Origin of the sequence: Paraburkholderia nodosa DSM 21604, from assembly GCF_000519185.1 — a bacterium.
GTDB classification, from domain to species: domain Bacteria; phylum Pseudomonadota; class Gammaproteobacteria; order Burkholderiales; family Burkholderiaceae; genus Paraburkholderia; species Paraburkholderia nodosa.
In genome coordinates, this window is sequence record NZ_JAFA01000017.1 from 47,097 (window position 1) to 69,883 (window position 22,787).

Below are 22,787 nucleotides of genomic sequence, written 5' to 3' on the forward strand. Positions count from 1 at the left end.
GAGTCCAACGATCATGAACATTTCCTTTCCAGAAGGCCCGGTCGGGTACGACACGGAAGAATTCGCGCTAACCTTTGTCGCGGTGGCGGATTCCGTCGCTGTGGACTGTGCCATTACGGCTGAAGCGCTGGAAGATCGCTTCGGCGCGAGATCGCTGCGCGAGCCCGACCTGCGTCAGGCGTTCCAGCGTAACCGCGCCGCGATCGAATCGGCGGCCGCCCGGCTCATCGAGGAGACGGACGGCAAGCCGGTGATGCTTCACAGCGGCTATTTGCGCATGTACGGCACCGGCAGGCACTAACTACTCACCCGCGCCTGCCTTGCAGCGCGCAATCTGCTTCTTTGCTTCTTCGACCACGCGCTCCGGCGTGAAGCCGAATTTGGTCTTCAGCGCCTTGAACGGCGCGGAAGCGCCGAACGTGTGCATCACGATCTGCGAGCCCAAGCGGCCGACGTAGCGGTCCCAGCCGAGCGTCGCCGCCTGCTCCACGGCCACGCGTGCATGGATGTGCGGCGGCAGTACCGACTCCCGGTACGCCTCGTCCTCCTGTTCGAACAGGTCCCACGAAGGCATCGAGACCACGCGTGCCGCGATCCCCTCCTGTTTCAGCGTCTCATAGGCGGAAATGCATAGCGAAACCTCGCTGCCCGTAGCGAGCAGCAGGACCTCGGGCTGCTTGCCATCGGGCGCGTCGGCGAGCACGTATGCGCCGCGCCTCACGCCTTGCGCACTCGCGTATTTCGTGCGGTCGATCGTGGGCAGTGGCTGGCGCGTCACCACCATGCAGGCCGGTTCGTGCGGCCGCGTGAGGGCCACGCGCCATGCCTGTGCGACTTCGTTGGCGTCGGCAGGGCGCAGCGTGAGCAGGCCTGGCACGCTGCGCAGCGCGGCGAGCTGCTCGATCGGCTGGTGCGTCGGCCCGTCCTCGCCCAGGCCGATCGAATCGTGCGTGAACACGTAGACCACGGGCAACTCCATGATCGCGGCGAGCCGGATGGGCGGCTTCATGTAGTCGCTGAAAATGAGGAACGTCGACGCGAACGGCCGCAAGCCCGAAAGCGCGAGGCCATTGGAGACTGCGCCCATGCCGTGCTCGCGAATGCCGAAGTGCAGGTTGCGCCCGTCGTAGTGATCGCGCTCGAAGCTGCCCGCGCCTTCGAACTTGAGATTGGTCTTGGTCGAGGGCGAGAGGTCGGCGGCACCGCCGATCATCCACGGCACGCGTTGCGCAATGGCGTTGAGCACCTTGCCCGACGACTCGCGCGTCGCGAGGCCTTTTTCGTCGGCTTCGAAGGTGGGAATGTCGGCGTCCCAGCCCTCGGGCAGCTTGCCTTCGAGCATCAAGCTCAGGTCCTTCGCTAGCTCGGGATAGCGCTTCGCGTAGTCGTCGTAGCGTTGCTTCCATGCTTCGTGATCCGCCTTGCCGCGCGCGCCCATGCCCTGCGCGAAACGTTCGTACACGCCATCGGGTACGAGAAACTGCGCGTCTTCCGGCCAGCCGTATGCGCGCTTGGCGAGCCGCACTTCTTCTTCGCCCAGCGCCTCGCCGTGCGCCGCCGCCGTGTCCTGCCGGTTCGGCGCGCCCCAGCCGATGATGCTCTTTACCACGATGAGCGTCGGCTTGTCGGTCACGGCCTGGGCTTTTTCGATGGCGGCTTCGATGGCTTTCGTGTCGTTGGCGTCGTCCACGTGCAGCGTGTTCCAGTGGTAGCCGCGAAAGCGCGCTTCGACGTCGTCGCTATAGGCGAGATCGGTGTGGCCCTCGATCGTGATGCGGTTGCTGTCGTAGAACCAGATCAGATTCGACAGACCCAGATGGCCCGCGAGCGAAGCCGCTTCGTGCGAGACGCCTTCCATCATGTCGCCGTCGCCGCACACCGCATAGACGCGGTAGTCGAAGATTCTGGCGTCGGCGCGATTGAAGTGCTGCTCGAACCAGCGCCCGGCCATGGCCATGCCCACGCTGTTGCCGAGCCCCTGGCCGAGCGGCCCGGTGGTCGTCTCGACGCCCGTCGTCATGCGAAATTCCGGGTGCCCCGGCGTCACGCTGTCGATCTGGCGAAAGTGTTTGATATCGTCGAGTGAGACCGCGGGCTTGCCAGTGAGCTTGCCTTTCTCGTCTATGGCTTGCACGCCCGTGAGGTGCAGCAGCGAGTAGAGCAGCATGGAAGCGTGGCCGTTCGAGAGCACGAAGCGGTCGCGATTGGGCCATAGCGGCGCGGCAGGGTCGTAACGCAGATGATGCTGCCAGATCTGGTACGCGAGCGGCGCGAGCGCCATGGGCGTGCCGGGGTGGCCGGAATTGGCCTTTTGCACGGCGTCCATCGACAAGGTGCGGATCGTGTCGATGGCGAGACGGTCGAGATCGGATGGGTCGGCTTTCGTGGGCCTGGCATTCGACGATGAATTCGATGACATGAGCTGGGACTCCTCGGCAAGGGCGCGCGGCAAGCGGGCGGCGGTTCGCAAACAGGGCGATGCGCAAATGCGGTGCCGGCCCCCGCACCGCATTCGATGCCAGACAGGCATAGGCATTGCGGATTGACACTATCACGTCTTCCCGTTTCGAATACTGAGCCGATGCATCGAAAACTGCACCACAAGATCGCTGTCGTGACCGGCGCGGGCGCGGGCCGCGCCGTTGCTGAAGCCTTCGCGCGCGCGGGCTACGACGTCGCGCTGCTTTCGCGCGAACCCGAGCGGCTCGCGCGCGCCGCCGCGCGGTTACAGGCCGCTTACAGCGGTGTGTGCGCGCTCGCGGTGCCCACCGACGTGGCTGACGCACAGGCCGTCGAAGCGGCAGCAGCGCGCGTGGAGCGCGAACTGGGCGAAACCGCCGTGTGGGTGAACGTCGCCATGGCGACCATTTTCGCGCCGCTCTCGTCGATCTCGCCGCGCGACTTCGAGCGCGCGACCCACCTAGTCACGCCGCAGTTGCTTCGGTGTACGAAATCATGCGATGCTCTCGTTGCCCGGGAAACGGCGATGCCATCGTGCATCCAGCCGGATCCGCACGCCGCAGACAAACGGCGTGAACGGGTCGGTGCGAGGAGACCAGCGAAGTGCCCCAACACCAAGGAGGCAACATGAGCACGCAGCTGCAATCTCGCACCCACGCCGCATCGCCAAACGATGCGCATCGCATTCAAGCAAGCTTACAGTCACTCCCGCCCCGAAAGTCGCCGCAGCGATCTCGCACTGCGATCAGTGCGGCCAGTGTCGTCACGCTTTTGCTTGCCTGCGCAAACTGTTTCGCCGACACGCAGGTGGGCGCGCCGCTGCCGCCTGCACCCGATATTCTGTATGGCGATCTGTTCGTGGCAGTGCAGACCGCGCAGATCTTCTCCGACCAGAAGACCTTCGTCGATTCGACGCCGAACACGGACCCCGCAACCATCGTTCAGCTCTACGAAGCGCAGAAGAACCAACCCGGCTTCTCGTTGCTGAATTTCGTAAATCAATACTTCACGCCGCCGCCGGACCAGAGCATCACGCCGCCGGCGGGGCAGACCCTGCGCCAGCATATCGACTGGCTCTGGACCGGGCTCACGCGCACGACCACGTCGGCGCCCGACAACAGCTCGCTCGTGCCGCTGCCGAAGCCCTATGTCGTGCCGGGCGGGCGCTTCCGTGAGGGCTATTACTGGGACACGTACTTCACGATGCTCGGGCTCCAGGAGTCGGGCCATGAAGATCTCGTCGACGACATGCTCGACAACTTCGCGTACATGATCAACACCTTCGGCCATATTCCGAACGGCAACCGCACTTATTACTTGAGCCGCTCGCAACCGCCGTTCTATTCGTACATGGTGGAACTCGCGGCGCAAAAGGAAGGCAACAGCGTGTATCAGAAGTACCTGCCCGCGCTGCGCAAGGAGTACGCGTACTGGATGCAGGGGGCGAGCAGCACGCCGCGCGGGCAGGCCACGCGCAACGTGGTCGTGCTGCGCGACGGCACCGTGCTCAACCGCTACTGGGACGAACTCGACACGCCGCGCGACGAGTCGTATATCGAAGACGTGCAGACCGCGCAGCAGGCCACGGGCCGCCCCGCGAACGAGGTCTACCGCGACCTGCGCGCCACGGCCGAAAGCGGCTGGGATTTCAGCTCGCGCTGGTTCGGCGACAACCAGAACCTCTGGACCGTGCGTACCACGTCGATCATTCCGGTCGACCTGAATAGCCTCCTGTTCCATCTGGAGACGACGATCGTGCGCGCCTGCACGGTCGCGCGCGATTTCGGCTGCGTGGGACAGTTCGCCGGCTACGCCGCGCGCCGTGCCGAAGGCATCAACCGTTACCTCTGGAACAACAAGGGCTACTACGGCGACTATGACTGGCAGCTCGGCAAGTCGCGCGACAACCAGACGCCCGCGATGATGTATCCGATGATGGCGGGCGTGGCGTGGCCTGAGCGCGCGAAGAAGACGGCGCAGACCATGCAAAGCGTGCTGCTGCAGCAGGGCGGCCTCGCCACGTCGACCTACAACACCGGCCAGCAATGGGATGCGCCGAACGGCTGGGCGCCGCTGCACTGGATCGCCATCCAGGGACTCAAGCAATACGGACACAGCGATCTAGCGCAGCCAGTCGGCACGCGTTTTCTCGCCGACGTCGAGAACGTCTATAACACGCAGCAAAAACTCGTCGAGAAATATATCGTCGAGGGCGCGGGCGAAGGCGGCGGTGGGGGCGGCGAATACCCGTTGCAGGATGGCTTTGGCTGGACCAACGGCGTGACGCTGATGCTGCTCGATATGTACGGGGGCGGGCAGTAGGTGTGAGAGCGGACCGCTTCAAGACTGGCGGTTAAGGCTGCTTGAGTGCCGGGAAGCGGTCCATTTGAGTTTTCATTCCAATGGGCCGGCCTGTTCGAGTTCGAGCAGCGCCGCCTTGCGATCCACGCCGCCTGCGTAGCCGGTCAGCGCGCCGTTTGTCGCGACGACACGGTGGCACGGAACGATCACGGAAACGGGGTTGCGGCCCACCGCGCTCCCCACTGCGCGTGCGTGCCCCGAGTCCAGGCGCAAGCGCTTCGCGACCTCCGCATAGGAGATCACACGTCCATACGGAATCGCTTCAAGCTCTTTCCAGACCCGTCGCTGAAACGGTGTGCCACGCAATGCAATGGGCAGCCCGAAGTCCCGGCGCTCGCCGGAAAAGAACTGCGCGATTTGGCGCTGGGCGTAAAGCGCGAGTGGCGGCGCTCCGGTTCCGATTCGCGTGAGCGACATTTGCGGAAAGTACTTCTGGCCCACGAAAAAGAGGCCGGTCAGGAAATCGTCTTCTACGCGCAGCGCGATATCGCCCAATGGACTGGGAATCAGGTAGCCGGGTGTCATTTGATTTGGCCTTCGAGTTGGCTCCACATGTGGAGGGTTGCGTAGGCGCGCCACGGTTGCCATTGTTCGGCATGGCGGCCGAATGCGGATGCGCGCGTGTAGCCCAGCCGCTTTTTCAGCTTCAGGTCGCACGGCGGAAAGGCATTGGGCCACGCGAGCGCGCGCATGGCGATGTATTGCACGGCCCATTCGCCGATGCCGTGAATGTTCCGCAGTGCGTGGAGCGTTTCCTCCAGCGGCGCGGCGGGCTCGAGCCTGATGCGCCCCGACGACACTTCGCTTGCGAGCGCAACGATCGTCTCTGCACGCTTGCGCGTCATCCCCGTATCCTCGAGTGCGGAGACTGGCTCGCGTGCAAGCGTGGCCGCGCTGGGAAAGACGCGGGTCAAAGCGTTCGGCGCACTGACCGGCGTGCCAAAGCGTTCGGCAATGCGTGAAACGATGCCTTGCGTGCGCGTTGAATGCGGTGATTGCCCGGCCAGGGCGCACACTGCGATCTCGAAGCCGTCCATGGCGCCTGGGACGCGCATGCCCGGTGAGCCGTCCGCGAGATCGCCGAGATGCGGATCGATCAGATCGGGGCGCGAGTCCAGATCGAACAGACGCCTGACGCGCGGCAGAAGCTGCCCCACGACGGGCATCAGCGACATCGGCAAGGTCACTTCGAGCGCGAAGCGCTGTGGCGCGTGCCGCACGCTGATCCAGCCGTGGATATCGCGGCCGTGATGGCTCAATGCGAGGGTGCGCGTATAGATTTCGTCGCCGATATGCTCGATGCCGGCTATCTGCCGGCGTGCCAGGAACGCGAGAATGCCGGACCAGCAAAACGGCGGACGATAGCCCAGCGGCAAGGTCATGCTTTCTGCATTCGAAACATCGGGAACATCGGTTTCTTTGCGGAACCGCAGTGGGTTCAGGCCGTACTGTTTCAGGAACAGGTCGTTGAACCGCCGCACGCTGCCGAATCCCGCCGCGAGTGCAACGGCGTTCACCGGCAAGCGGCTATCGGTCAGCAGCCGCTTGGCCATCAGTAATCGTTGGGTCTGAGCGAACTCCATCAGCGACACGCCGAATTGCGCGTCGAAGATCCTGCGCAGGTGCCGGTCGGTTACGCCCACGCGTGCGGCCAGGTCAGCCAGGCTGCCGGTGTTGAGGAAGCCCTCTTCGATCAGCGTGGCGGCGGCGTGCGCGAGCCTGCTCGAAACGTCGAGCAGGCCGTTGCCTGGGGCCAGTTCAGGGCGGCACCGCAGACAGGGGCGAAAGCCCGCGCGCTCGGCCGCTGCGGCGTTGGCGAAAAAGTGGCAGTTCTCGCGCCGGGGCGTGCGCACCGGGCAGACCGGGCGGCAGTAAATCCCGGTAGACGAAACGCCGACGAAAAACCAGCCGTCGAAACGGCGGTCCTTCGAGAGCATGGTCTGGTAGCAGGTGTCGGGATCGAGGCGCATGTCGAGACTTTAAAACAGATTCAGGGAGGATTCTGGCCAGATTCGGACATGAGTATTCGCGCCCGGTGCGCCTCTGCGACTTGTGTCGCCGTATGCCTTAACAGCGCCTTTATGACTCGAACGGATAAACGTATCGGATTTGCTTCGTTGTCAGCGGGCGGGCAGATCACGTAGATTGAAGCCATTGCTTACCTGAAAGGCTTGCTGCGTGACTACCCCTGCCACATTCACCGCTTCAGCCGCATCGAGCGCGCACGCGTCCCAACGCTTCGACATTCTTCCCCTGGATGCGCCGCTCGGCGCGGAAGTGGTCGGCCTCGATCTCGCGAAGCCGCTGTCGAGCGAAGACTTCGCGCGCATTCATCGCGCGCACCTCGATCACCATGTGCTGGTGTTTCGCGACCAGCGCATCACGCCGGAGCAGCAGGTCGAATTCAGCCGCCGCTTCGGGCCGCTGCAGATCCACGTGCTGCATCAGTTCGCGCTGGCGGGCCACCCGGAGGTGCTGATCGTCTCGAACATCGTGGAGAACGGCAAGCCGATCGGTCTTGGCGACGCGGGACACTTCTGGCATTCCGATCTTTCATACAAGGAGAAGCCGAGCCTCGGTTCGCTGCTGCACGCGCAGGAGTTGCCCGCAGAGGGCGGGGACACGCTGTTCGCCAACATGCATCTCGCATGGGACACGCTCCCCGCACATTTGCACAGCGCCGTCGAGGGGCGGTGCGCCGAGCACACCTATCTCGCGCGCTATGCGGAACTTCAGGCGCGCAGCCCGTGGCGGCCGAATCTCACGGCGGAGCAGATCGCGCAGGTCAAGCCCGTTGTGCATCCTGTCGTGCGCACGCACCCGGAAACGGGCCGCAAGGCGCTGTTCGTGAGCGAGCACTTCACGACACGCATCGTCGATCTACCCGAGGACGAAAGCCGCGCGCTGCTCGACGCGCTGTTTGCGCACAGCGTGCGTGCAGAGCATTGCTACCGCCACGAATGGCGCGAGCACGATCTCGTGTTCTGGGACAACCGCTCGCTCATGCATCTCGCGGCGGGCACGCCCGATCATCTGCGCCGTAAGCTTTATCGCACCACCATCGAAGGCGACACGCCGTTTTGATGTGCGCCGCGGGGCGCTTTTTGCGCGTTCGATATTAAACAGAATAAAAAGGAATCCATAGTATGTCGCTTTCCATCGGTAATGCGCTCGCGAAACACGCGAACGTGTGGCGCCGTGCGGGCGGTGCGTCCCTCGCCATTGCGCTCGCGTCGTTTGGGCTGGGCGCGCCGGCAACCGCGCGCGCAGAAGGGCAGATTCGCATTGCGGAGCAGTTCGGTGTCGTGTATCTGATGCTCAACGTCGCGCGCGACCAGCATTTCATCGAGCAGGAGGGGCGCAAGGCCGGCGTGGATATCAAGGTCGACTGGCTGCGTCTTTCTGGCGGCGCGGCCGTGAACGACGCGCTGCTTTCCGGCGCGGTGGACGTGGCCGGCGCGGGCGTGGGACCGCTGCTCACGGTGTGGGACCGTACGCATGGCAGGCAGAACGTGAAAGGCGTGGCATCGCTCGGCAACCTGCCGTATTACCTCGTGAGCACGGATCCGAATGTGAAGACTATTGCCGATTTCACGAGCAAGGACCGCATTGCCGTGCCGGCCGTGGGCGTTTCCGTGCAGTCGCGCGTGCTGCAATACGCGGCAGCGAAGCAGTGGGGCGAGAAGCAGTTCGACCGGCTCGACCCCTACAGCCAGGCGATTCCGCACCCGGATGCCACGGCCGCGATCATCGCGAACAGCAGTGTGATCACGGCGCATTTCGGCAATCCGCCGTTCCAGCAGCAGGAACTGGCGGCCAACCCGAAGGCGCATATCGTGCTCAACTCGTACGACGTGCTGGGCGGACCGGGTTCGGCCACAGTGCTTTACGCCACGCAGAAGTTCCGCGACGAGAACCCGAAGACCTATCGCGCATTCGTGGCGGCGCTCGCCGATGCGGCGAACTTCATTGCAGCGCACCCCGAGCAAGCCGCGGATATCTATATCCGCGTGAACGACTCGAAGATCGACCGCAATCTGCTCCTGAAGATCCTGCACGATCCGCAGGTTCATTTCAAGACCGCGCCGCAGAATACGCTCGCGCTCGCGCAATTCATGTATCGCGTCGGCGCGATCCGCAACGAGCCGAAGTCGTGGCGCGATTACTTCTTCGACGACCCGGCGGTTGCCAACGGCAGTTGAGCCAGCGCGCCATCAGCGTCGGAGAGCGGGCCCCTTTCGGGCCCGTTCGCATTGGTGGCGGATAGCCAGCGCTTATGAGCAGGCCTGGTTTGGATATGTCGATTCATTGGTTGGGCGGCACGCCGGGTGCCCGTATGTTGACGTTTTATCCGCTGGATTTGCGAAAAGTGAACGTCACCACCACCAGATTCTGGGAGCGCGCTCCCGCAGCGCGCCGCGAAGCGGGCGCGACGGAACGCGTCGTTGTGAGCGAGCGGCCTGCGCAACCCGAACGTACCGTCGAGGCCGGACGACACAGCGAACGCCTGCTCGCCATCGAAAACGTCAGCCTCGAATACCGCAGCCGCGAGCGCATCGTGCGCGCCACGCAGGACGTGAGCTTCGATGTCTACGGCGCCGACCGTTTCGTGCTGCTCGGGCCTTCGGGCTGCGGCAAGTCCACTTTGCTCAAGGCGATTGCGGGCTTTATCGAGCCGGTGTCGGGATCGATCTCGCTGGCGGGCGAACCGGTGCGCGGGCCGGGTGCGGACCGCGTCGTAGTGTTCCAGGAATTCGACCAGTTGCCGCCCTGGAAAACCGTGGCGGAGAACGTGGCGTTTCCGTTGCGCGTCGCGCGCAAGCTGCCGCGCGCCGAAGCGCGCGAGCGTGCGCTCCATTACCTCGACAAGGTAGGGCTCGCCGCCTTCGCCGATGCGTATCCGCACACGCTTTCGGGCGGCATGAAGCAGCGCGTGGCGATAGCGCGTGCGCTCGCCATGCAGCCGCGCGTCCTGCTGATGGACGAACCTTTCGCCGCGCTCGACGCCCTCACGCGCCGCAAGATGCAGGAAGAACTGCTGCGCCTTTGGGACGACGCGCGCTTCACGCTGCTGTTCGTCACGCATTCGATCGAAGAGGCGCTCGTGGTCGGCAACCGTATCCTGCTGCTCTCGCCGCATCCGGGACGCGTGCGCGCGGAGGTGAACAGTCACGCGTATTCGCATGCGAGCATGGGCGGCGTGGACTTTCGCGAAAGTGTGGCGCGCATCCATCGCCTGTTGTTCGATACCGATATTGAAACCGAAGCTGAAAAGGAGGCCAGCCGATGAGCACGCCACACCCTACGCTGCCGACCTTGCCGCCCGTGCGCGCGGAATACGAGCGGCCCTTGCTGCCAGTGCAGGCGGGAGCCGACTCCGCGCCCCTGCCGCTTGCGCGGCGCGTGCTCGATGCGGGCTGGTTTCGCCGCACACTCATCGCGCTGGTGCTTGTTGCAGGCTGGGAGATCACGGCGCGCGTGGTTGCGAACGATCTGCTCGTGCCGACCTTTGGCGCGACGCTTGCCGCGTTCGTGCAGGGCATTGCGAGCGGCGAGTTGCTCGTCAAGACCGGCATTTCGATGTCGGTGCTGCTGCGCGGCTATGCTATTGGCGTGGTGCTCGCGTTCGTGCTCACGTCGCTCGCGGTTTCTACGCGCGTGGGGCGCGATTTGCTTTCCATGCTGACTGCGATGTTCAATCCGCTGCCTTCCATCGCACTCCTGCCCATTGCGTTGCTCTGGTTCGGGCTCGGCACCGGCAGCCTGCTGTTCGTGCTCGTGCATGCGGTGCTGTGGCCGCTCGCGCTCAACATGTACACGGGTTTTCTCGGCGTGCCGGCCACGCTGCGCATGGCGGGGCGCAACTACGGGTTGAGCGGTTTGCGCCAGGTCGTGCTGATACTCGTGCCTGCGGCGCTGCCCTCGATCATTGCGGGCTTGCGCGTGGGCTGGGCCTTCGCATGGCGCACGCTTATCGCGGCCGAACTTGTGTTTGGCGCTAGCGCAGGGCAGGGTGGGCTTGGGTGGTATATCTTCCAGAACCGCAACGAGCTTTATACCGATCGTGTTTTTGCTGGGCTTGCTGCTGTGATCGTTATTGGGCTGCTCGTTGAGCATCTGGTGTTTGATACGCTGGAGCGGTTGACTGTGCGGCGCTGGGGTGTGCAGGTTTGAGGTTTTGGGCTCTGCGAGGCGCTTGATTTGCGAGCCACAACAAAAAAAGCAAACCACAGATGTGGGAGCGGCTACACTTTCACGGCGTCCTGCGCTTCAATCTGCGCTGCGGCCTGGGGTTCGCGCCTGAGCGCGAAAAGCGAAGCGGCGACGATCAGCATGCCGCCGATCCACGCGGGCAAGGTAAGCCGCTCGCCGAGCCACACGCAGGCGAACAGCGCGCCGAACACCGGCTCGCTGCCCATCAGCAATGCCACGCGCGTGGGGCTGCTGCGGCTCACGGCGTAGTTCTGCACGAAGAAGGCGAACAGCGTGCAGCCCGCCACGAGATAGATCACGCTACCCCAGAACACGCCGTGCCCCTGCCAGTGCGGCAGCGGTTGCCACTGTTCGGGCGCGACGGTGATCGCGAGCGCGGCGCAGCCGATCGCCACGACGGCGGACTGGACCGCCGTCACCGTGAGCGCCGGCACGGCGCCCGACTTCATCACGCGCTTGACCGCGCAGGTCGCCAAGGCGCGCAGCAGCGCGGCCAGCACGACCAGCAGATCGCCGGGGCTCGCCGCCACGTGGCCGCCCGTCAGGAGCAGCGCGCCAAGCAGCGACACGCCGGCCGCCGCCCATTCCACGGGCCGCGGCGCGCGCTTGAGCCACGCCCACTCCACGAGCGGCGTGAGGACCACGCACAGGCTGATGAGAAACGCGGCATTCGAAGCGTTCGTGAGCGACACGCCAAACGTCTCCGCCAGAAAGATGCCGAGCAGCAGGAGTCCCGCGCCGAGCACGCCAATTTGCTCGCGCCACGTCACTTGACGCAGACCGCGCAACGCGGGCGACAGCAGCACGAACGTGATGCCAAAGCGCAGCGCGAGCAGACCCAGCACCGGGTAGACGAGCAGCGCGCCCTTCACGACGCCATAGCTCGTGCCCCAGATGAGCGCGACGGCCACGAGCAGCAGATCGAGGGTGCGGGAAGAACGGGTCAGAGCATTCATGGGGAACGAGCCTGCAAATAAGCCGGGAACGGACACATTGTCCGATAATGCTTTCGCAGCGATAATCCGCTTACGCGGAACATCATTTATGCCCAGAATGCACAGATGACTTCACCCTTCCTGCCATGAATCCCGCCGACCTCTTGCCGCTGCTGCCCGATCTGGCCACCTTCGCCCGCGTGGTCGACGCGGGGAATTTCTCGGTTGCGGCGCGCCAGATCGGCAGCACGCCTTCCACCGTGAGCCGCCAGATGCAGCGGCTCGAACGCGCGCTCGGCACGCGCCTGCTGGAGCGCTCCACGCGCAGCCTGCGGCTCACGGAATCCGGCGCCGAGGTCTACCGTCACTGCACCGACATGGTCGAAGCCGCCGCGAGCGCGGCGCAAGCCGCCAGCCGCCTGACCGACCGCCCGCATGGCCGCGTCAGCGTCAGCGCGCCTATTTCCTTTGCGCAAAGCGTCATTCATCCGCTGATTTCCGGCTTCCTGCGTGCGTATGAGGAAGTCGCGGTGCAACTCATCTTCACCGACCGCGACGTCGATCCCGTGCGCGACAGCGTCGATATCGTGATTCGCCCGACGCCCACGCCGCCGCCGGGGCTCGCGGCGCGGCGGCTCGGCACGGTGCGGTGGATGCCGTGCGCGTCCCCCGCCTACCTGAGCGCGCACGGCATGCCGACGCAACCGAAGGATCTCGCCCGCCACGACTGCCTCTATCTCGGCGAAACGCCCGACGACAACCGCTGGACCTTCCGGCGCGGCGCGCAGACGCATGCCGTCGAGGTGAAGGGCCGCTATATCGCCAACGACGTGGGCGCGCGGCGCGATGCGGCACTCGCGGACTGGGGCATTGCGAGCCTGCCCGAATTCGCCGCGGCGGATGCGCTGCGCGACGGCCTGCTCGTGCGCGTGCTGCCCGAGTGGTCGCTGGAGCCGCGCGCGTATAGCGGCCCGGTGTGGATGCTCTATCCGCCCAACCGGTTTTTGCCGCCGAAGGTGCGCGTGTTGATCGACTGGCTCGCGCAGCATATGCCCGAGTGACCGGCCGTCCCGCCCCGCTGCCCGTGAGACGATCGGGCATGAACTTGAGCAGCGCCGACATTCACCCACGCGCGTGGACCTCCTAGACTGGGTTATGAAAACGAATGCATGAACCCTTCAAGGAAACACGATGCAAACCCTGCGAACGGACGTCGCCATTATCGGCGCCGGCACGGCCGGACTTTCCGCTTACCGCGCGGCGAAGGCGGAAGGTGCAAGCGCAATCATCATTGAAGGCGGCGCTTACGGCACGACCTGCGCGCGCGTGGGCTGTATGCCCTCGAAGCTGCTGATCGCGGCGGCCGAGGCGGCGCACGCGGTGGCCATGGCGCCGCGTTTCGGCGTGAATCCGCTCGGCATGGAAATCGACGGCCGGGCCGTGATGGAGCGCGTACGCAGCGAGCGGGACCGGTTCGTCGGTTTCGTCGTGGACAGCACGCTCGCCCTGCCCGAAGCGGACCGCCTCGTTGGGCACGCCCGCTTCATCGACGACGGCCTGCTCCAGGTTGGCGAGCACATGCAGGTGCGCGCAAGAAGCGTCGTGATCGCAACGGGCTCGACGCCCACGGTACCCGAGTCGCTGGCCGGGCTTGGCGACCGGCTGATCGTCAACGACGACGTGTTCGCCTGGGAGGACTTGCCGCGCAGCGTGGCGGTGGTCGGTGCGGGCGTGATCGGTCTGGAACTCGGCCAGGCGCTCGCGAGGCTCGGCGTGCGGGTGACGCTGTACGGCGGCTCGCACGGCAGCGTGGGGCCGCTCACGGACCCGCGTCTGATCAGCGAAGCGCACCGCGTGTTCGGCGCGGAAATGCAGTTCGAGGCGCAGGGACGTGTCGTATCGGCTACGCGCAGCGATGTGGGCGTGACGCTGCGGTACGCCCGCGCGGACGGCACGCAGTCCGAAGCCACGTTTGATTACGTCCTGGCGGCAACTGGCCGGGACCCCAACGTGGCGAATTTGGGCCTTGCAAACACCTCGCTCGAACTCGACGGGCACGGCGTGCCGCGTTTCGACCCGGCTACGCTGCAAGTCGGCACAGCGCCGGTGTTTTTGGCCGGCGACGCGAACGACGTGCTGCCGCTGCTGCACGAGGCCGCAGACGAGGGCCGCGCAGCGGGCCGCAACGCGGCTCGCTTTCCCGAAGTCGAACCCGTTGCGCGCCGTGCGCCGCTTGCGATCGTGTTTTCCGATCCGCAGATCGCCATGGTTGGCAAGTCACATCGGGAACTGGTGGAAGGCAGCTTCGTGACCGGCGCGGTAAGTTTCGAAGATCAGGGCCGCAGCCGCGTGATGCTCAAGAACCACGGCCTGGGCCACGTGTACGTGGATCGCGCGACACGGCGCTTCGTGGGTGCGGAATGGTTCGGACCGGCGGCCGAACATATCGGGCACCTGCTCGCGTGGAGTGTGCAGATGGGACTGAGCGTGGACGACATGGTGGCGATGCCGTTCTATCACCCGGTGGTGGAGGAAGGCTTGCGCACGGCGCTGCGCGACGCTGCCTCGCAGCTGAGTCACAAGGGCTAAGCGAATTTCGCCTGGCTACCCCTTTCAACTCGCAACGGCGCACACACTAACATGAAGGCACTCGTCCTCAGCCAGTACGATGGTCCGCTCGAACTGGCCACGCTCGATCTCCCGCAGCCGAAAACGGGCCAGGTGCTCGTGCGCGTTCATGCTGCGGGCCTCAATCCGCTCGACGTCAAGATTCGTGCAGGCACGGCCGATCATGCGAAGCATCCACTGCCGCTCGTGCTCGGCATCGACATGGCGGGCGTGGTGGAAGCGGTCGGCGCGGGCGTCACGCGTTTCGCGCCGGGCGACGAGGTGTATGGCATGACGGGCGGCGTGGGCGGCATTCAAGGTTCGCTGGCCGAGTACGCCGCCGTCGACGCGGACCTCCTCGCGCGCAAGCCTGCGAATCTCTCGATGCGCGAAGCCGCCGCGCTGCCGCTTGCGTTCATCACGGCGTGGTCGGGCATCGTCGATCGCGCGCACGTGGCGGCGGGACAGAGCGTGCTGGTTCAGGGCGGCGCGGGCGGCGTCGGCCACGTGGCCGTGCAGATTGCGCGCGCGCTCGGTGCGAATGTCTTCGCGACGGGAAGCGCGCGCAATGGCGATGTGATTTCGCTGCTGGGTGCGACGCCTATTGATTATGGCGCGCTAAGCGTCGAGCAGTATGTTCAGGCGCATACGGCGGGTGCCGGGTTTGATCTCGTGGTGGACACGGTGGGCGGCAAGACGCTCGACGCTTCGTTTGCCGCGGTCAAGCATTTTGGGCACGTGGTGAGCGCGCTCGGGTGGGGCACGCACGCGCTCGCGCCGCTGTCGTTTCGTGAGGCGACTTATTCGGGTGTGTTTACGCTTTATCCGCTTTTGAGCGGGAAGCACCGTTTGCATCACGGTGAGATGCTTCGCGAGGCTACGCGGCTTGCCGAGGCGGGGCAGCTCAAGCCGCGGGTGGATTTGCGGTGCTTCGCGCTGGGTGAAGCCGAGCTTGCTTATGAGGCTGTCGCCGATGGTAGTGCGGCTAGCAAGATTGTCGTTGAGATTGGTTGAGGGTGTGGTGTCGGGTGCTGCACCGCTGCGGGCGGGATTTCTCGCGCTTTGGCGTTTCTTGTTTTCGCGTCGGTATGCAGGCGTCGCCCCTGTGCGGGGCGGCACCTACTTTTCTTTGCAGCGGCAAAGAAAAGTAGGCAAAAGAAAGCCGCTCAAACCGCCAGTGCCTGCCACCGTTCACATCTCGCCGTAGATGGTGAATGGCTCCGGAGCGTCTGTCGCCACTCGCCCCCAAACGGAGTGACAAGGCGCTCATCCTTCCGGCGGCGCTNCGCGCGCCGAAGGGCATAACCAAACACCAGTGGGGCACATGAGTTCTCGCGAATTCTCACGCGTGCCACCTGGTTTCCCATGCAGACCCNACCGCAGCGCGCGTAGCGAGCAGCGGGATGAATGACTGCCTTGTCACTAACTTTGGTGGTGCGAGGTGACAGACGCTCCGGAGCCATTCACCATTAACGGAGAGATGTGAACTGTGGCAGGCGCTAGCGGTTTGAGCGGCTTTCTTTTGCCTACTTTTCTTTGCCGCTGGCAAAGAAAAGTAGGTGCCGCCCCGCACAGGGGCAACGCCTGCATACCGATGCGAACACAAGGAAAGCCCAAAGGAAAGCCCAAAAGGAAAGCGCAAAAGCGCCGACTCCCCACGAACAAAAAGCATCACAGCGCCCCCACCGCATCCCCCCTTACTGCTGCGGAGCACCCTGCCAGGCAGGCAGCGTCGCCCCGTGATACACGGCAATAATCTCAGAAGCGACATTAGCCTGCTGATAACTCTCCACAAGCGCACGCACCCATCCCGCATTGGCATCCTTCTCATTCACGGCAATGAAGTTGCGATAAGGATTACCCGTCACCTTCTCCTGAGCAATCCGCTCCTGCGGAATCTTGATCCCCGACTTCACGGCCCAGTCCGTATTGACAACAGCCGCATCCAGATCGCCAATCGCACGCCCGACAATACCCGAATCGAGTTCCTTGATATGGATATTCTTCGGATTCTTTGCGATGTCGCGTGCGGTCGGCAGCAGGCCGACGTCCTCGCGCAACGTAATGAGCCCCTGGGCCTGGAGCAGCAGCAGCGAGCGGCCTTCGTTGCTCGGATCGTTCGGCACGCCAATGGTCGCGCCCTGCGGCAGGTCCGCTACCGACTTCACCTTGCGTGAATACAGCCCGATAGGCTGCACGTAGGTAAAGCCCACCGGCACGATCTTGTAGCCGCGCGCCTTGATCTGTGCGTCGAGATACGGCTTGTGCTGGAACGAATTGGCGTCGAGGTCGTGGCTCGAAAGCGCTTCGTTGGGCTGCGTGTATTCGGAGAACGTGGTCACCTTGATCGTGAGGCCACGCTTCGCGGCGTTGGCGGCGACCACGCGCCATACGTCCTCGTCTTCACCCGACATGATGCCCACGCGCAATGTCTGGTCCGCCGCGTGCGCGAGCGTTACGCCCCCGAAACTCACGCCCAGCGCGAGCGAAGCCAGCATCGTGCCCAGCAAGGTTCTTTTCTTCATAGGATCCGTTATTCGAAGAGTTGTGGATAAGGCGATGCTAGTGAGCGCACTGCAAGCGGACAACCAATTTTGGGAGGATTGCTTAGCTATATTCGTCGTTTTGCGGCGCGCAACGGCGTGGCCAGGACGCAGCGATTCCATCCATCACGCGAGTTCCGTTCCGTGTCCACTCTCGCCGTTCCCGCTTCTGTGACGCCGCGCTTCAACGCAGCTCGGCATAGCCCTGTCGAGCGGCAGTGCTGGCGAACGCCTCGATCTCGGCGTACGCCTCGCCAGTGAGCCTGGCGAACCCGCGCAGCCGCAGCTTGTGTGCACGTTCAGGATCGGCTGCGAGCGCGGCGTCCAGCGCATCGCGCAATCCATCGGCCTGATTCTCGCCGAGCGCGCGTGAGGCGATCAGCGGAAGGCCAGGGGCGCAGGCCGTCATGCCGATGGTTTGCACGCCATCGAACCGTTCGGGATGCGAATCGTGCAGCAGCGCGAACGTGACGCAGTCGATGGCGCCCACGTCGGCCGTGCCGTTCGCCAGCGCGCGTAAGGTGACCGCGTGCGAGCCTGTCAAGAGCACCGAGGCGAAGAAGCGGCCGTCGCGTGCGAGCGGCGCGACCGCGTGGCGAAACGCGTTCATGCCGCTATGCGAATCCGCGCCGTTGCACGCAGCGCGCAGTCCGCGGCACGCTGCCAGCGTTTTCGCGCCGAGCTCCCACGCCTGCGCCGAAACGACGAGCACGCTGCGATAGCGTGGGCCTTCACAGCCGGGTGCGTCGAATATCGGGGTCGCAATCAGATGGACTTCTTTGGCGAGGCCGAGCATCCGGTATGGATACCCACAGGTCTGCGAGAGCAGCAAATCCTCGCGGTGCCAGTGAGGCATGAGTTCGCCCTCCGGCGCGTTCTCGATCGCGATGTCGCCCAACTCGAACGAGCGCGCAACGATGGACAGACAGTCGCTCAACAGCGAGCGCCACGACGCCGCATGTTGCGGCGTCACGTTGTACATCGGCAGGGAGGCGATCCAGCGGGTCATCGGCGCATTCTACGCCGCACGCTCGTGGCGCGTCGCGCGGCGCGGTGAAATAAGCAAATGGCAATTCGTTGGTTGGTGAAGCGCCGCGCGTTCGGTATGGTGAGGACCTGCGTTGCTTTGCTCTCCGTATGGAGTGGCACCATCCTTCATCGCGGGAGCTGGCGAACATGGCCGAATACTTCGACGCAGATCACGCGCGGGAAATCGCCGCGCTCGCCACAGGGTTCACCGCACGCACGGAATGGCCCACGTGGCTGCTGATCGCCGTGATCTACGGCGGCTGGTTTGCGGTGCTGGCGTTCGTGCGCTCAGGTCTGGTCACGCTCGTGTCCGCCACGCCATGCCTCATCGTGTTGTGCGCATGGCATATGTCGCTGCAGCACGAATTGCTGCACGGTCATCCCACCCGTTTCGCATGGCTGAACATGGCGCTGGGCTGGCCGCCGCTTGCCGTCTGGTTTCCCTATGCGGTGTACCGCGAGAGCCATATGGCGCATCATCGCGACGAAGCGTTGACTGTGCCGGGCATCGACCCCGAAACGAACTACGTGCGGCACGAGCAGTGGGCTCGCCTGCCGCGCTGGCATCGCGTGCTATGGCACGCACGCAAGAGCTTCGTGGGCCGTGTGGTGATCGGGCCGCCCATGAGCGTGGCCGCCATGCTCGCCGGCGCGACGAAAGCGCTGCGAAGCGGCGACTGGCGTGACGTGCCGATGTGGCTCGCGCACTGCGCGGCCGTCGTGCTGCTGCTCGCGTGGGTGCAGCGTTACGCGGGCGTGCCGTGGTGGTGGTATCTCGCCGCCGTCACCTGGCCCGCGCTCGGGCTCGCGATGGTCCGCTCGCTGTACGAGCATCGCGCGGCGTCGCATCCCAAGGCGCGTATCGCCATCAACGAGGCCGGGCTCGTCATGCGCTTTCTGTATCTGAACAACAACTACCATCTCGTGCACCACGATCTGCCGCGCTTGCCGTGGTTTCAGCTGGCGCGCGCCTACCGCATGCGGCGCGACGACTATCGGCACAAATGCGGCGGTTTCGTGATCGAGGGCTACGCCGCGCTCCTCAGGCGTTACGCGTGGCGCGCGACGGATGCTCCCGCGCATCCGTTCGGCGATAGCACCGCGCAGTGACGCTCACTGCCGGAACCGTTTAAAGAAGCGGCGGATGTCGGCGGCGAGAAGATCGGGTTCCTCCATGGCGGCGAAATGGCCGCCGCGCGGCATGTCGGTCCATTGCGCGACATCGAACACGCGCTCGAGCCACGACCGCGGCGGGTGATTGATCTCCTTGGGAAAGTGCGCGAAGGCGATGGGCGGCGCCACGCGTTGCCCGGCCGCGAAGCGAAACGGCTGGAGACGGTTTTCCCAGTACATCTGCATGGACGTGCCGATGCCGCCCGTGAACCAGTACAGTGAAAGGTCCGTCAGCAAAGTGTCCTTCGAGAACCGCCGCTCGATGTCACCGTCGCAGTCGCTCCACGCGCGAAACTTCTCGCCGATCCACGCGGCCAGTCCCGCGGGCGAGTCGTTGAGCGCCGCCGCCGCCGTTTGCGGCCTGGTGCTGTGCATATGCGCGTATCCGCCCTCCAGCGCTGCCCAATCGGCCTTTTCGCGCAGATAGTCCTGTTCCTCATCGGTGAGCGGGGCTTGCGCGGCATCGACTGTGGGTTCGTACGTGCCGGGCAGGAAGTTCAAGTGGATGCCCTCCACGGCCTGGCTGTGCCGCGCGGCTAACGCGATGGACACACCGGCGCCGAGGTCGCCGCCCTGCGCGCCGAAGCGCTCGTAGCCGAGACCGCGCATGAGCGCGGCCCACAGGTCTGCGATCTGGAACGCGGAGGTGCCGGGCGCTGCCGGCGCGGGCGAAAAGGCAAAGCCCGGCAGCGACGGGACGACGACATCGAACGCATCGGCCGGGTCCGCGCCGAATGCGGCGGGATCGCAGAGCCGGTCGAGCAGCGCGTGGAATTCGATGAACGAGCCCGGCCAGCCGTGCGTGATGACGAGCGGGTAGGGCTTCGGGCCCGCACCACGCCGATGCACGAAGTGCACGCGCTGGCCATCTGCACCACCCGCACCACCCACTTCGGCCATGAACTGCGGCAACTGGTTCAGCGCGCGTTCGGCGGCGCGCCAGTCGTATTCGTCTGCCCAATACGCGACGAGCTCGCGCAGCCACGCACTATCGGCCCCTTGTTGCCATGCCGGCGAGGGCGTAGCGTTGGCCCAGCGCGTGGCGCGCAAACGCCGGCGCAGGTCGTCGAGTGCCTCTTCGGGAACGCGAATTTCAAACCGGTCGATATGCATGGTGGTTCATCCGCACGCTGGCAGGCCGAGGAGCTGACCATTATGAGCGAATTCGCCGCCGCGCATCGGCCGCCCCCAGCGACCCTTCGAATTCCATCCATCGCTTACCAGATGTTTATCGAGGCATCGATTTAATTTATCGGCGTTTGGCAAGCGCGGCGGGGCGGCGCGACGCCTCAGTCGGGCAACGCGGCGCGGCGCAAACCCCACGGCGTCCGTGGTTTGCAGTATTTTCAGCCGCCGGCTGCCGCACCCGCTTATTGCCATGAGCGGTATTTTTTGCACAATCTAGGTAATAGCCCTGGCTACTAGCGCAGTGGGGCCAATTCGTACCGTAGCGCAACGATTCGAATCAGCAGCAGAGGTCCCAATGATCATCGACATTCACGGCCACTACACGACGGCGCCCAATGCGCTGGAGGCGTGGCGCAAACGCCAGATAGCGGGCATCGCCCATCCGTCCGAAATGCCGAAGGCATCGGAGCTGAAGATCAGCGACGACGAATTGCGCGAGTCGATCGAACTCAATCAGCTCAAGCTGATGCGCGAGCGCGGTCTCGATCTCACGATTTTCAGCCCGCGCGCGAGTTTCATGGCCCACCACATTGGCGACTTCGAGGTGTCGAGCACCTGGGCCGCCATTTGCAATGAGCTGTGCCACCGCGTGAGCGAGCTTTTTCCCGAGCATTTCGTGCCGGCCGCGATGCTGCCGCAAAGCCCGGGCGTCGATCCGGCCACGTGCGTGGCGGAACTCGTCAAATGCGTGGAGCAGTACGGCAATGTGGCGGTCAACCTGAACCCCGATCCCTCGGGCGGCCACTGGACGAGCCCGCCGCTTTCCGACCGTCACTGGTACCCGATCTACGAGAAGCTCGTCGAATACGACGTTCCCGCGATGATCCACGTGAGCACGAGTTGCAACGCGTGCTTCCACACCACGGGCGCGCACTACCTGAACGCGGATACGACCGCATTCATGCAGTGCCTGACGTCGGACCTGTTCCGCGACTTCCCCACGCTGCGCTTCGTGATTCCGCACGGCGGCGGCGCGGTGCCTTACCACTGGGGGCGCTTTCGGGGCCTCGCGCAGGAGTTGAAGAAGCCGCCGCTCAGCGAGCATTTGTTGAATAACGTGTTCTTCGACACCTGCGTCTATCACCAGCCCGGCATCGACCTGCTCACGCGCGTGATTCCCGTCGACAACATTCTGTTCGCGAGTGAGATGATCGGCGCGGTGCGCGGCATCGACCCCGAAACGGGCCACAACTACGACGACACGAAGCGCTATATCGAAGCCGCGCATGTCGACGCCGCCGATCGCTACAAGATCTACGAAGGCAACGCGCGCCGCGTGTATCCGCGCCTCGATGCGCGGCTCAAGGCAAAGGGGTTGTGAGCGCGCACGCGTCGGCTCGCAATCTGTGCAATACCGGCGAAGCGCACTATAAGGCGGCCTCGCTCACTCTCGACTGAAACGGAAGTCAATGACAAAGGACGATGTGAAAAGCAACGCCGCGCTGGCGGGGGTCGGGTCGATGGCGACGCGCCTCCTGCTCGCGGGTCTCGCCGAGCAATACGAGCGCGAAACGGGGCAGCGGCTGGCTGTTGCCGCGATAGGCGGCGTGGAAGCCGCGCGGCGCGTACAGGCGGGCGCGGCGTTCGATTTCGCCGTGCTGGCCTCGGCTGCGATCGACCGCCTGGCAGCGGGCGGCCACCTTGTTGGCGCGCGCATGGACGTGGTGCGCTCCGGCATGGCGGCGGCCGTCGCCGCCGGCGCGGCGCACCCGGATATCGGCACAGAAGACGCACTGCGCGAGACGATGCTGCGCGCGGCGCGCATCGGCTATTCGACGGGGCCTAGCGGCGACCATCTGCTGCGGCTGCTCGAGCGCTGGGGCGTGGCCGAAACGCTCGGGCCGCGCCTCGTGATGGCGCAGCCGGGCGTGCCTGTCGCGAGCCTGATCGCGCAAGGCGAGGTCGAGATCGGGTTTCAGCAATTGAGCGAGCTAAAGGATGTGCCGGGCGTAGACGTGATCGGGCCGCTGCCGGCCGGGGCGCAACTCGTCACGGTCTTCTCCGCGGCGATCTGCGCGGTGTCGCAGCAGCGGCAGGCGGCGGCGGACTTCCTGGCGTTCCTCGGATCGGAACGCGCCGTGGCGACCAAGCGGGCGTTTGGCATGGAGCCGGCAGGCGGCGCGGCGCACGGGCGGTAGCTGGGCAGCAGGGCACGAGCAAGACGGCAATCAGCGGAATGGAAGGAGCAATAAGGCGATTGGATTGGACATCTCATGTCGAACGGTCCACGTATTCAAATTAATTAGGCTTACTAATCAGAAAAAAACAGAATCGGAGG

General features: G+C 64.8%; 20 protein-coding genes. 13 read left to right on the forward strand and 7 right to left on the reverse strand.

The genetic code is table 11. The features are described 5' to 3' along the window. The first annotated feature begins 13 nt into the window (after window positions 1–13). Window positions 14–301, forward strand: coding sequence for a DUF1488 family protein (locus A3CW_RS0123920; RefSeq protein ID WP_028205821.1), 288 nt, complete (start codon window positions 14–16; stop codon window positions 299–301). Here A3CW_RS0123920 and tkt read toward each other — a convergent pair whose 3' ends face one another. Further along, window positions 302–2,419 (reverse strand): transketolase, encoded by a 2,118-nt coding sequence (gene tkt, locus A3CW_RS47405; protein ID WP_051481675.1) that lies wholly within the window; start codon window positions 2,417–2,419, stop codon window positions 302–304. It abuts the gene before it with no gap. A 162-nt stretch (window positions 2,420–2,581) separates the two neighbouring features. Between tkt and A3CW_RS0123930 the strand changes: the two genes are divergently transcribed. After that, window positions 2,582–3,091, forward strand: a complete 510-nt coding sequence (locus A3CW_RS0123930; RefSeq protein WP_028205822.1) for an SDR family NAD(P)-dependent oxidoreductase — start codon at window positions 2,582–2,584, stop codon at window positions 3,089–3,091. After that, window positions 3,088–4,782, forward strand: coding sequence for an alpha,alpha-trehalase TreA (gene treA, locus A3CW_RS0123935; protein ID WP_028205823.1), 1,695 nt, complete (start codon window positions 3,088–3,090; stop codon window positions 4,780–4,782). The genes A3CW_RS0123930 and treA overlap by 4 nt, the downstream gene beginning before the upstream one ends. A gap of 72 nt (window positions 4,783–4,854) precedes the next feature. Here the strand turns inward: treA and A3CW_RS0123940 are convergent, their stop codons facing one another. Together A3CW_RS0123940 and A3CW_RS0123945 are read right to left on the reverse strand one after the other, a co-directional pair. Then, the gene (locus A3CW_RS0123940; protein ID WP_028205824.1) at window positions 4,855–5,346 is read right to left on the reverse strand and encodes a methylated-DNA--[protein]-cysteine S-methyltransferase; all 492 of its coding nucleotides are present in this window, start codon (window positions 5,344–5,346) and stop codon (window positions 4,855–4,857) included. Beyond that, entirely contained in the window at window positions 5,343–6,791 is a 1,449-nt protein-coding gene (locus A3CW_RS0123945; protein WP_028205825.1) for a DNA-3-methyladenine glycosylase 2 family protein, read from the reverse strand. Before A3CW_RS0123945 ends, A3CW_RS0123940 begins: the two co-directional genes overlap by 4 nt. Window positions 6,792–6,999: 208 nt before the next feature. Between A3CW_RS0123945 and A3CW_RS0123950 the strand changes: the two genes are divergently transcribed. From A3CW_RS0123950 to A3CW_RS0123965, 4 genes are all read left to right on the forward strand, one after another. Next, window positions 7,000–7,905, forward strand: a complete 906-nt coding sequence (locus tag A3CW_RS0123950; RefSeq protein WP_028205826.1) for a TauD/TfdA dioxygenase family protein — start codon at window positions 7,000–7,002, stop codon at window positions 7,903–7,905. Between the two features lie 62 nt (window positions 7,906–7,967). Further along, on the forward strand, window positions 7,968–9,023 hold the full coding sequence (locus tag A3CW_RS0123955; RefSeq protein ID WP_028205827.1) for an ABC transporter substrate-binding protein: 1,056 nt from the start codon (window positions 7,968–7,970) through the stop codon (window positions 9,021–9,023). A 245-nt stretch (window positions 9,024–9,268) separates the two neighbouring features. Continuing rightward, window positions 9,269–10,111 (forward strand): ABC transporter ATP-binding protein, encoded by an 843-nt coding sequence (locus tag A3CW_RS47410; protein WP_245623730.1) that lies wholly within the window; start codon window positions 9,269–9,271, stop codon window positions 10,109–10,111. Further along, entirely contained in the window at window positions 10,108–10,995 is an 888-nt protein-coding gene (locus A3CW_RS0123965; RefSeq protein ID WP_028205828.1) for an ABC transporter permease, read from the forward strand. Before A3CW_RS47410 ends, A3CW_RS0123965 begins: the two co-directional genes overlap by 4 nt. Window positions 10,996–11,066: 71 nt before the next feature. Here A3CW_RS0123965 and A3CW_RS0123970 read toward each other — a convergent pair whose 3' ends face one another. Beyond that, window positions 11,067–11,990, reverse strand: coding sequence for a DMT family transporter (locus A3CW_RS0123970; RefSeq protein ID WP_035513760.1), 924 nt, complete (start codon window positions 11,988–11,990; stop codon window positions 11,067–11,069). Between the two features lie 125 nt (window positions 11,991–12,115). On the opposite strand from A3CW_RS0123970, the gene A3CW_RS0123975 reads away from it, so the two are divergent. The 3 genes from A3CW_RS0123975 (at window position 12,116) to A3CW_RS0123985 (ending at window position 15,590) form a co-directional block, all read left to right on the forward strand. After that, window positions 12,116–13,030 (forward strand): LysR family transcriptional regulator, encoded by a 915-nt coding sequence (locus tag A3CW_RS0123975; protein ID WP_028205830.1) that lies wholly within the window; start codon window positions 12,116–12,118, stop codon window positions 13,028–13,030. 130 nt (window positions 13,031–13,160) lie between these two features. Next, the gene (locus A3CW_RS0123980; protein ID WP_028205831.1) at window positions 13,161–14,558 is read left to right on the forward strand and encodes a dihydrolipoyl dehydrogenase; all 1,398 of its coding nucleotides are present in this window, start codon (window positions 13,161–13,163) and stop codon (window positions 14,556–14,558) included. A 51-nt stretch (window positions 14,559–14,609) separates the two neighbouring features. Further along, window positions 14,610–15,590 carry a zinc-dependent alcohol dehydrogenase family protein gene (locus A3CW_RS0123985; RefSeq protein ID WP_028205832.1) on the forward strand — a complete coding sequence of 327 codons (981 nt, stop codon included), beginning with the start codon at window positions 14,610–14,612 and terminating at the stop codon, window positions 15,588–15,590. A gap of 683 nt (window positions 15,591–16,273) precedes the next feature. On the opposite strand, the gene A3CW_RS0123990 is transcribed toward A3CW_RS0123985, so the two are convergent. Beyond that, window positions 16,274–17,074, reverse strand: a complete 801-nt coding sequence (locus tag A3CW_RS0123990; protein WP_051481686.1) for a MetQ/NlpA family lipoprotein — start codon at window positions 17,072–17,074, stop codon at window positions 16,274–16,276. 229 nt (window positions 17,075–17,303) lie between these two features. Beyond that, the gene (locus tag A3CW_RS0123995) at window positions 17,304–18,128 is read right to left on the reverse strand and encodes a phosphate/phosphite/phosphonate ABC transporter substrate-binding protein (RefSeq protein WP_028205834.1); all 825 of its coding nucleotides are present in this window, start codon (window positions 18,126–18,128) and stop codon (window positions 17,304–17,306) included. A 128-nt stretch (window positions 18,129–18,256) separates the two neighbouring features. On the opposite strand from A3CW_RS0123995, the gene A3CW_RS47415 reads away from it, so the two are divergent. Continuing rightward, on the forward strand, window positions 18,257–19,258 hold the full coding sequence (locus tag A3CW_RS47415; RefSeq protein WP_081771782.1) for a fatty acid desaturase: 1,002 nt from the start codon (window positions 18,257–18,259) through the stop codon (window positions 19,256–19,258). Window positions 19,259–19,261: 3 nt separating this feature from the next. Here A3CW_RS47415 and A3CW_RS0124005 read toward each other — a convergent pair whose 3' ends face one another. Continuing rightward, window positions 19,262–20,434, reverse strand: coding sequence for an epoxide hydrolase family protein (locus A3CW_RS0124005; RefSeq protein ID WP_028205835.1), 1,173 nt, complete (start codon window positions 20,432–20,434; stop codon window positions 19,262–19,264). 370 nt (window positions 20,435–20,804) lie between these two features. Between A3CW_RS0124005 and A3CW_RS0124010 the strand changes: the two genes are divergently transcribed. Both A3CW_RS0124010 and A3CW_RS0124020 read left to right on the forward strand, forming a co-directional pair. Beyond that, window positions 20,805–21,830: an amidohydrolase family protein gene (locus A3CW_RS0124010; protein ID WP_028205836.1), complete on the forward strand. Its 1,026-nt coding sequence runs from the start codon at window positions 20,805–20,807 to the stop codon at window positions 21,828–21,830. Between the two features lie 88 nt (window positions 21,831–21,918). After that, window positions 21,919–22,647 carry a substrate-binding domain-containing protein gene (locus tag A3CW_RS0124020; protein WP_028205837.1) on the forward strand — a complete coding sequence of 243 codons (729 nt, stop codon included), beginning with the start codon at window positions 21,919–21,921 and terminating at the stop codon, window positions 22,645–22,647. The last annotated feature ends 140 nt before the right edge of the window (window positions 22,648–22,787 follow it).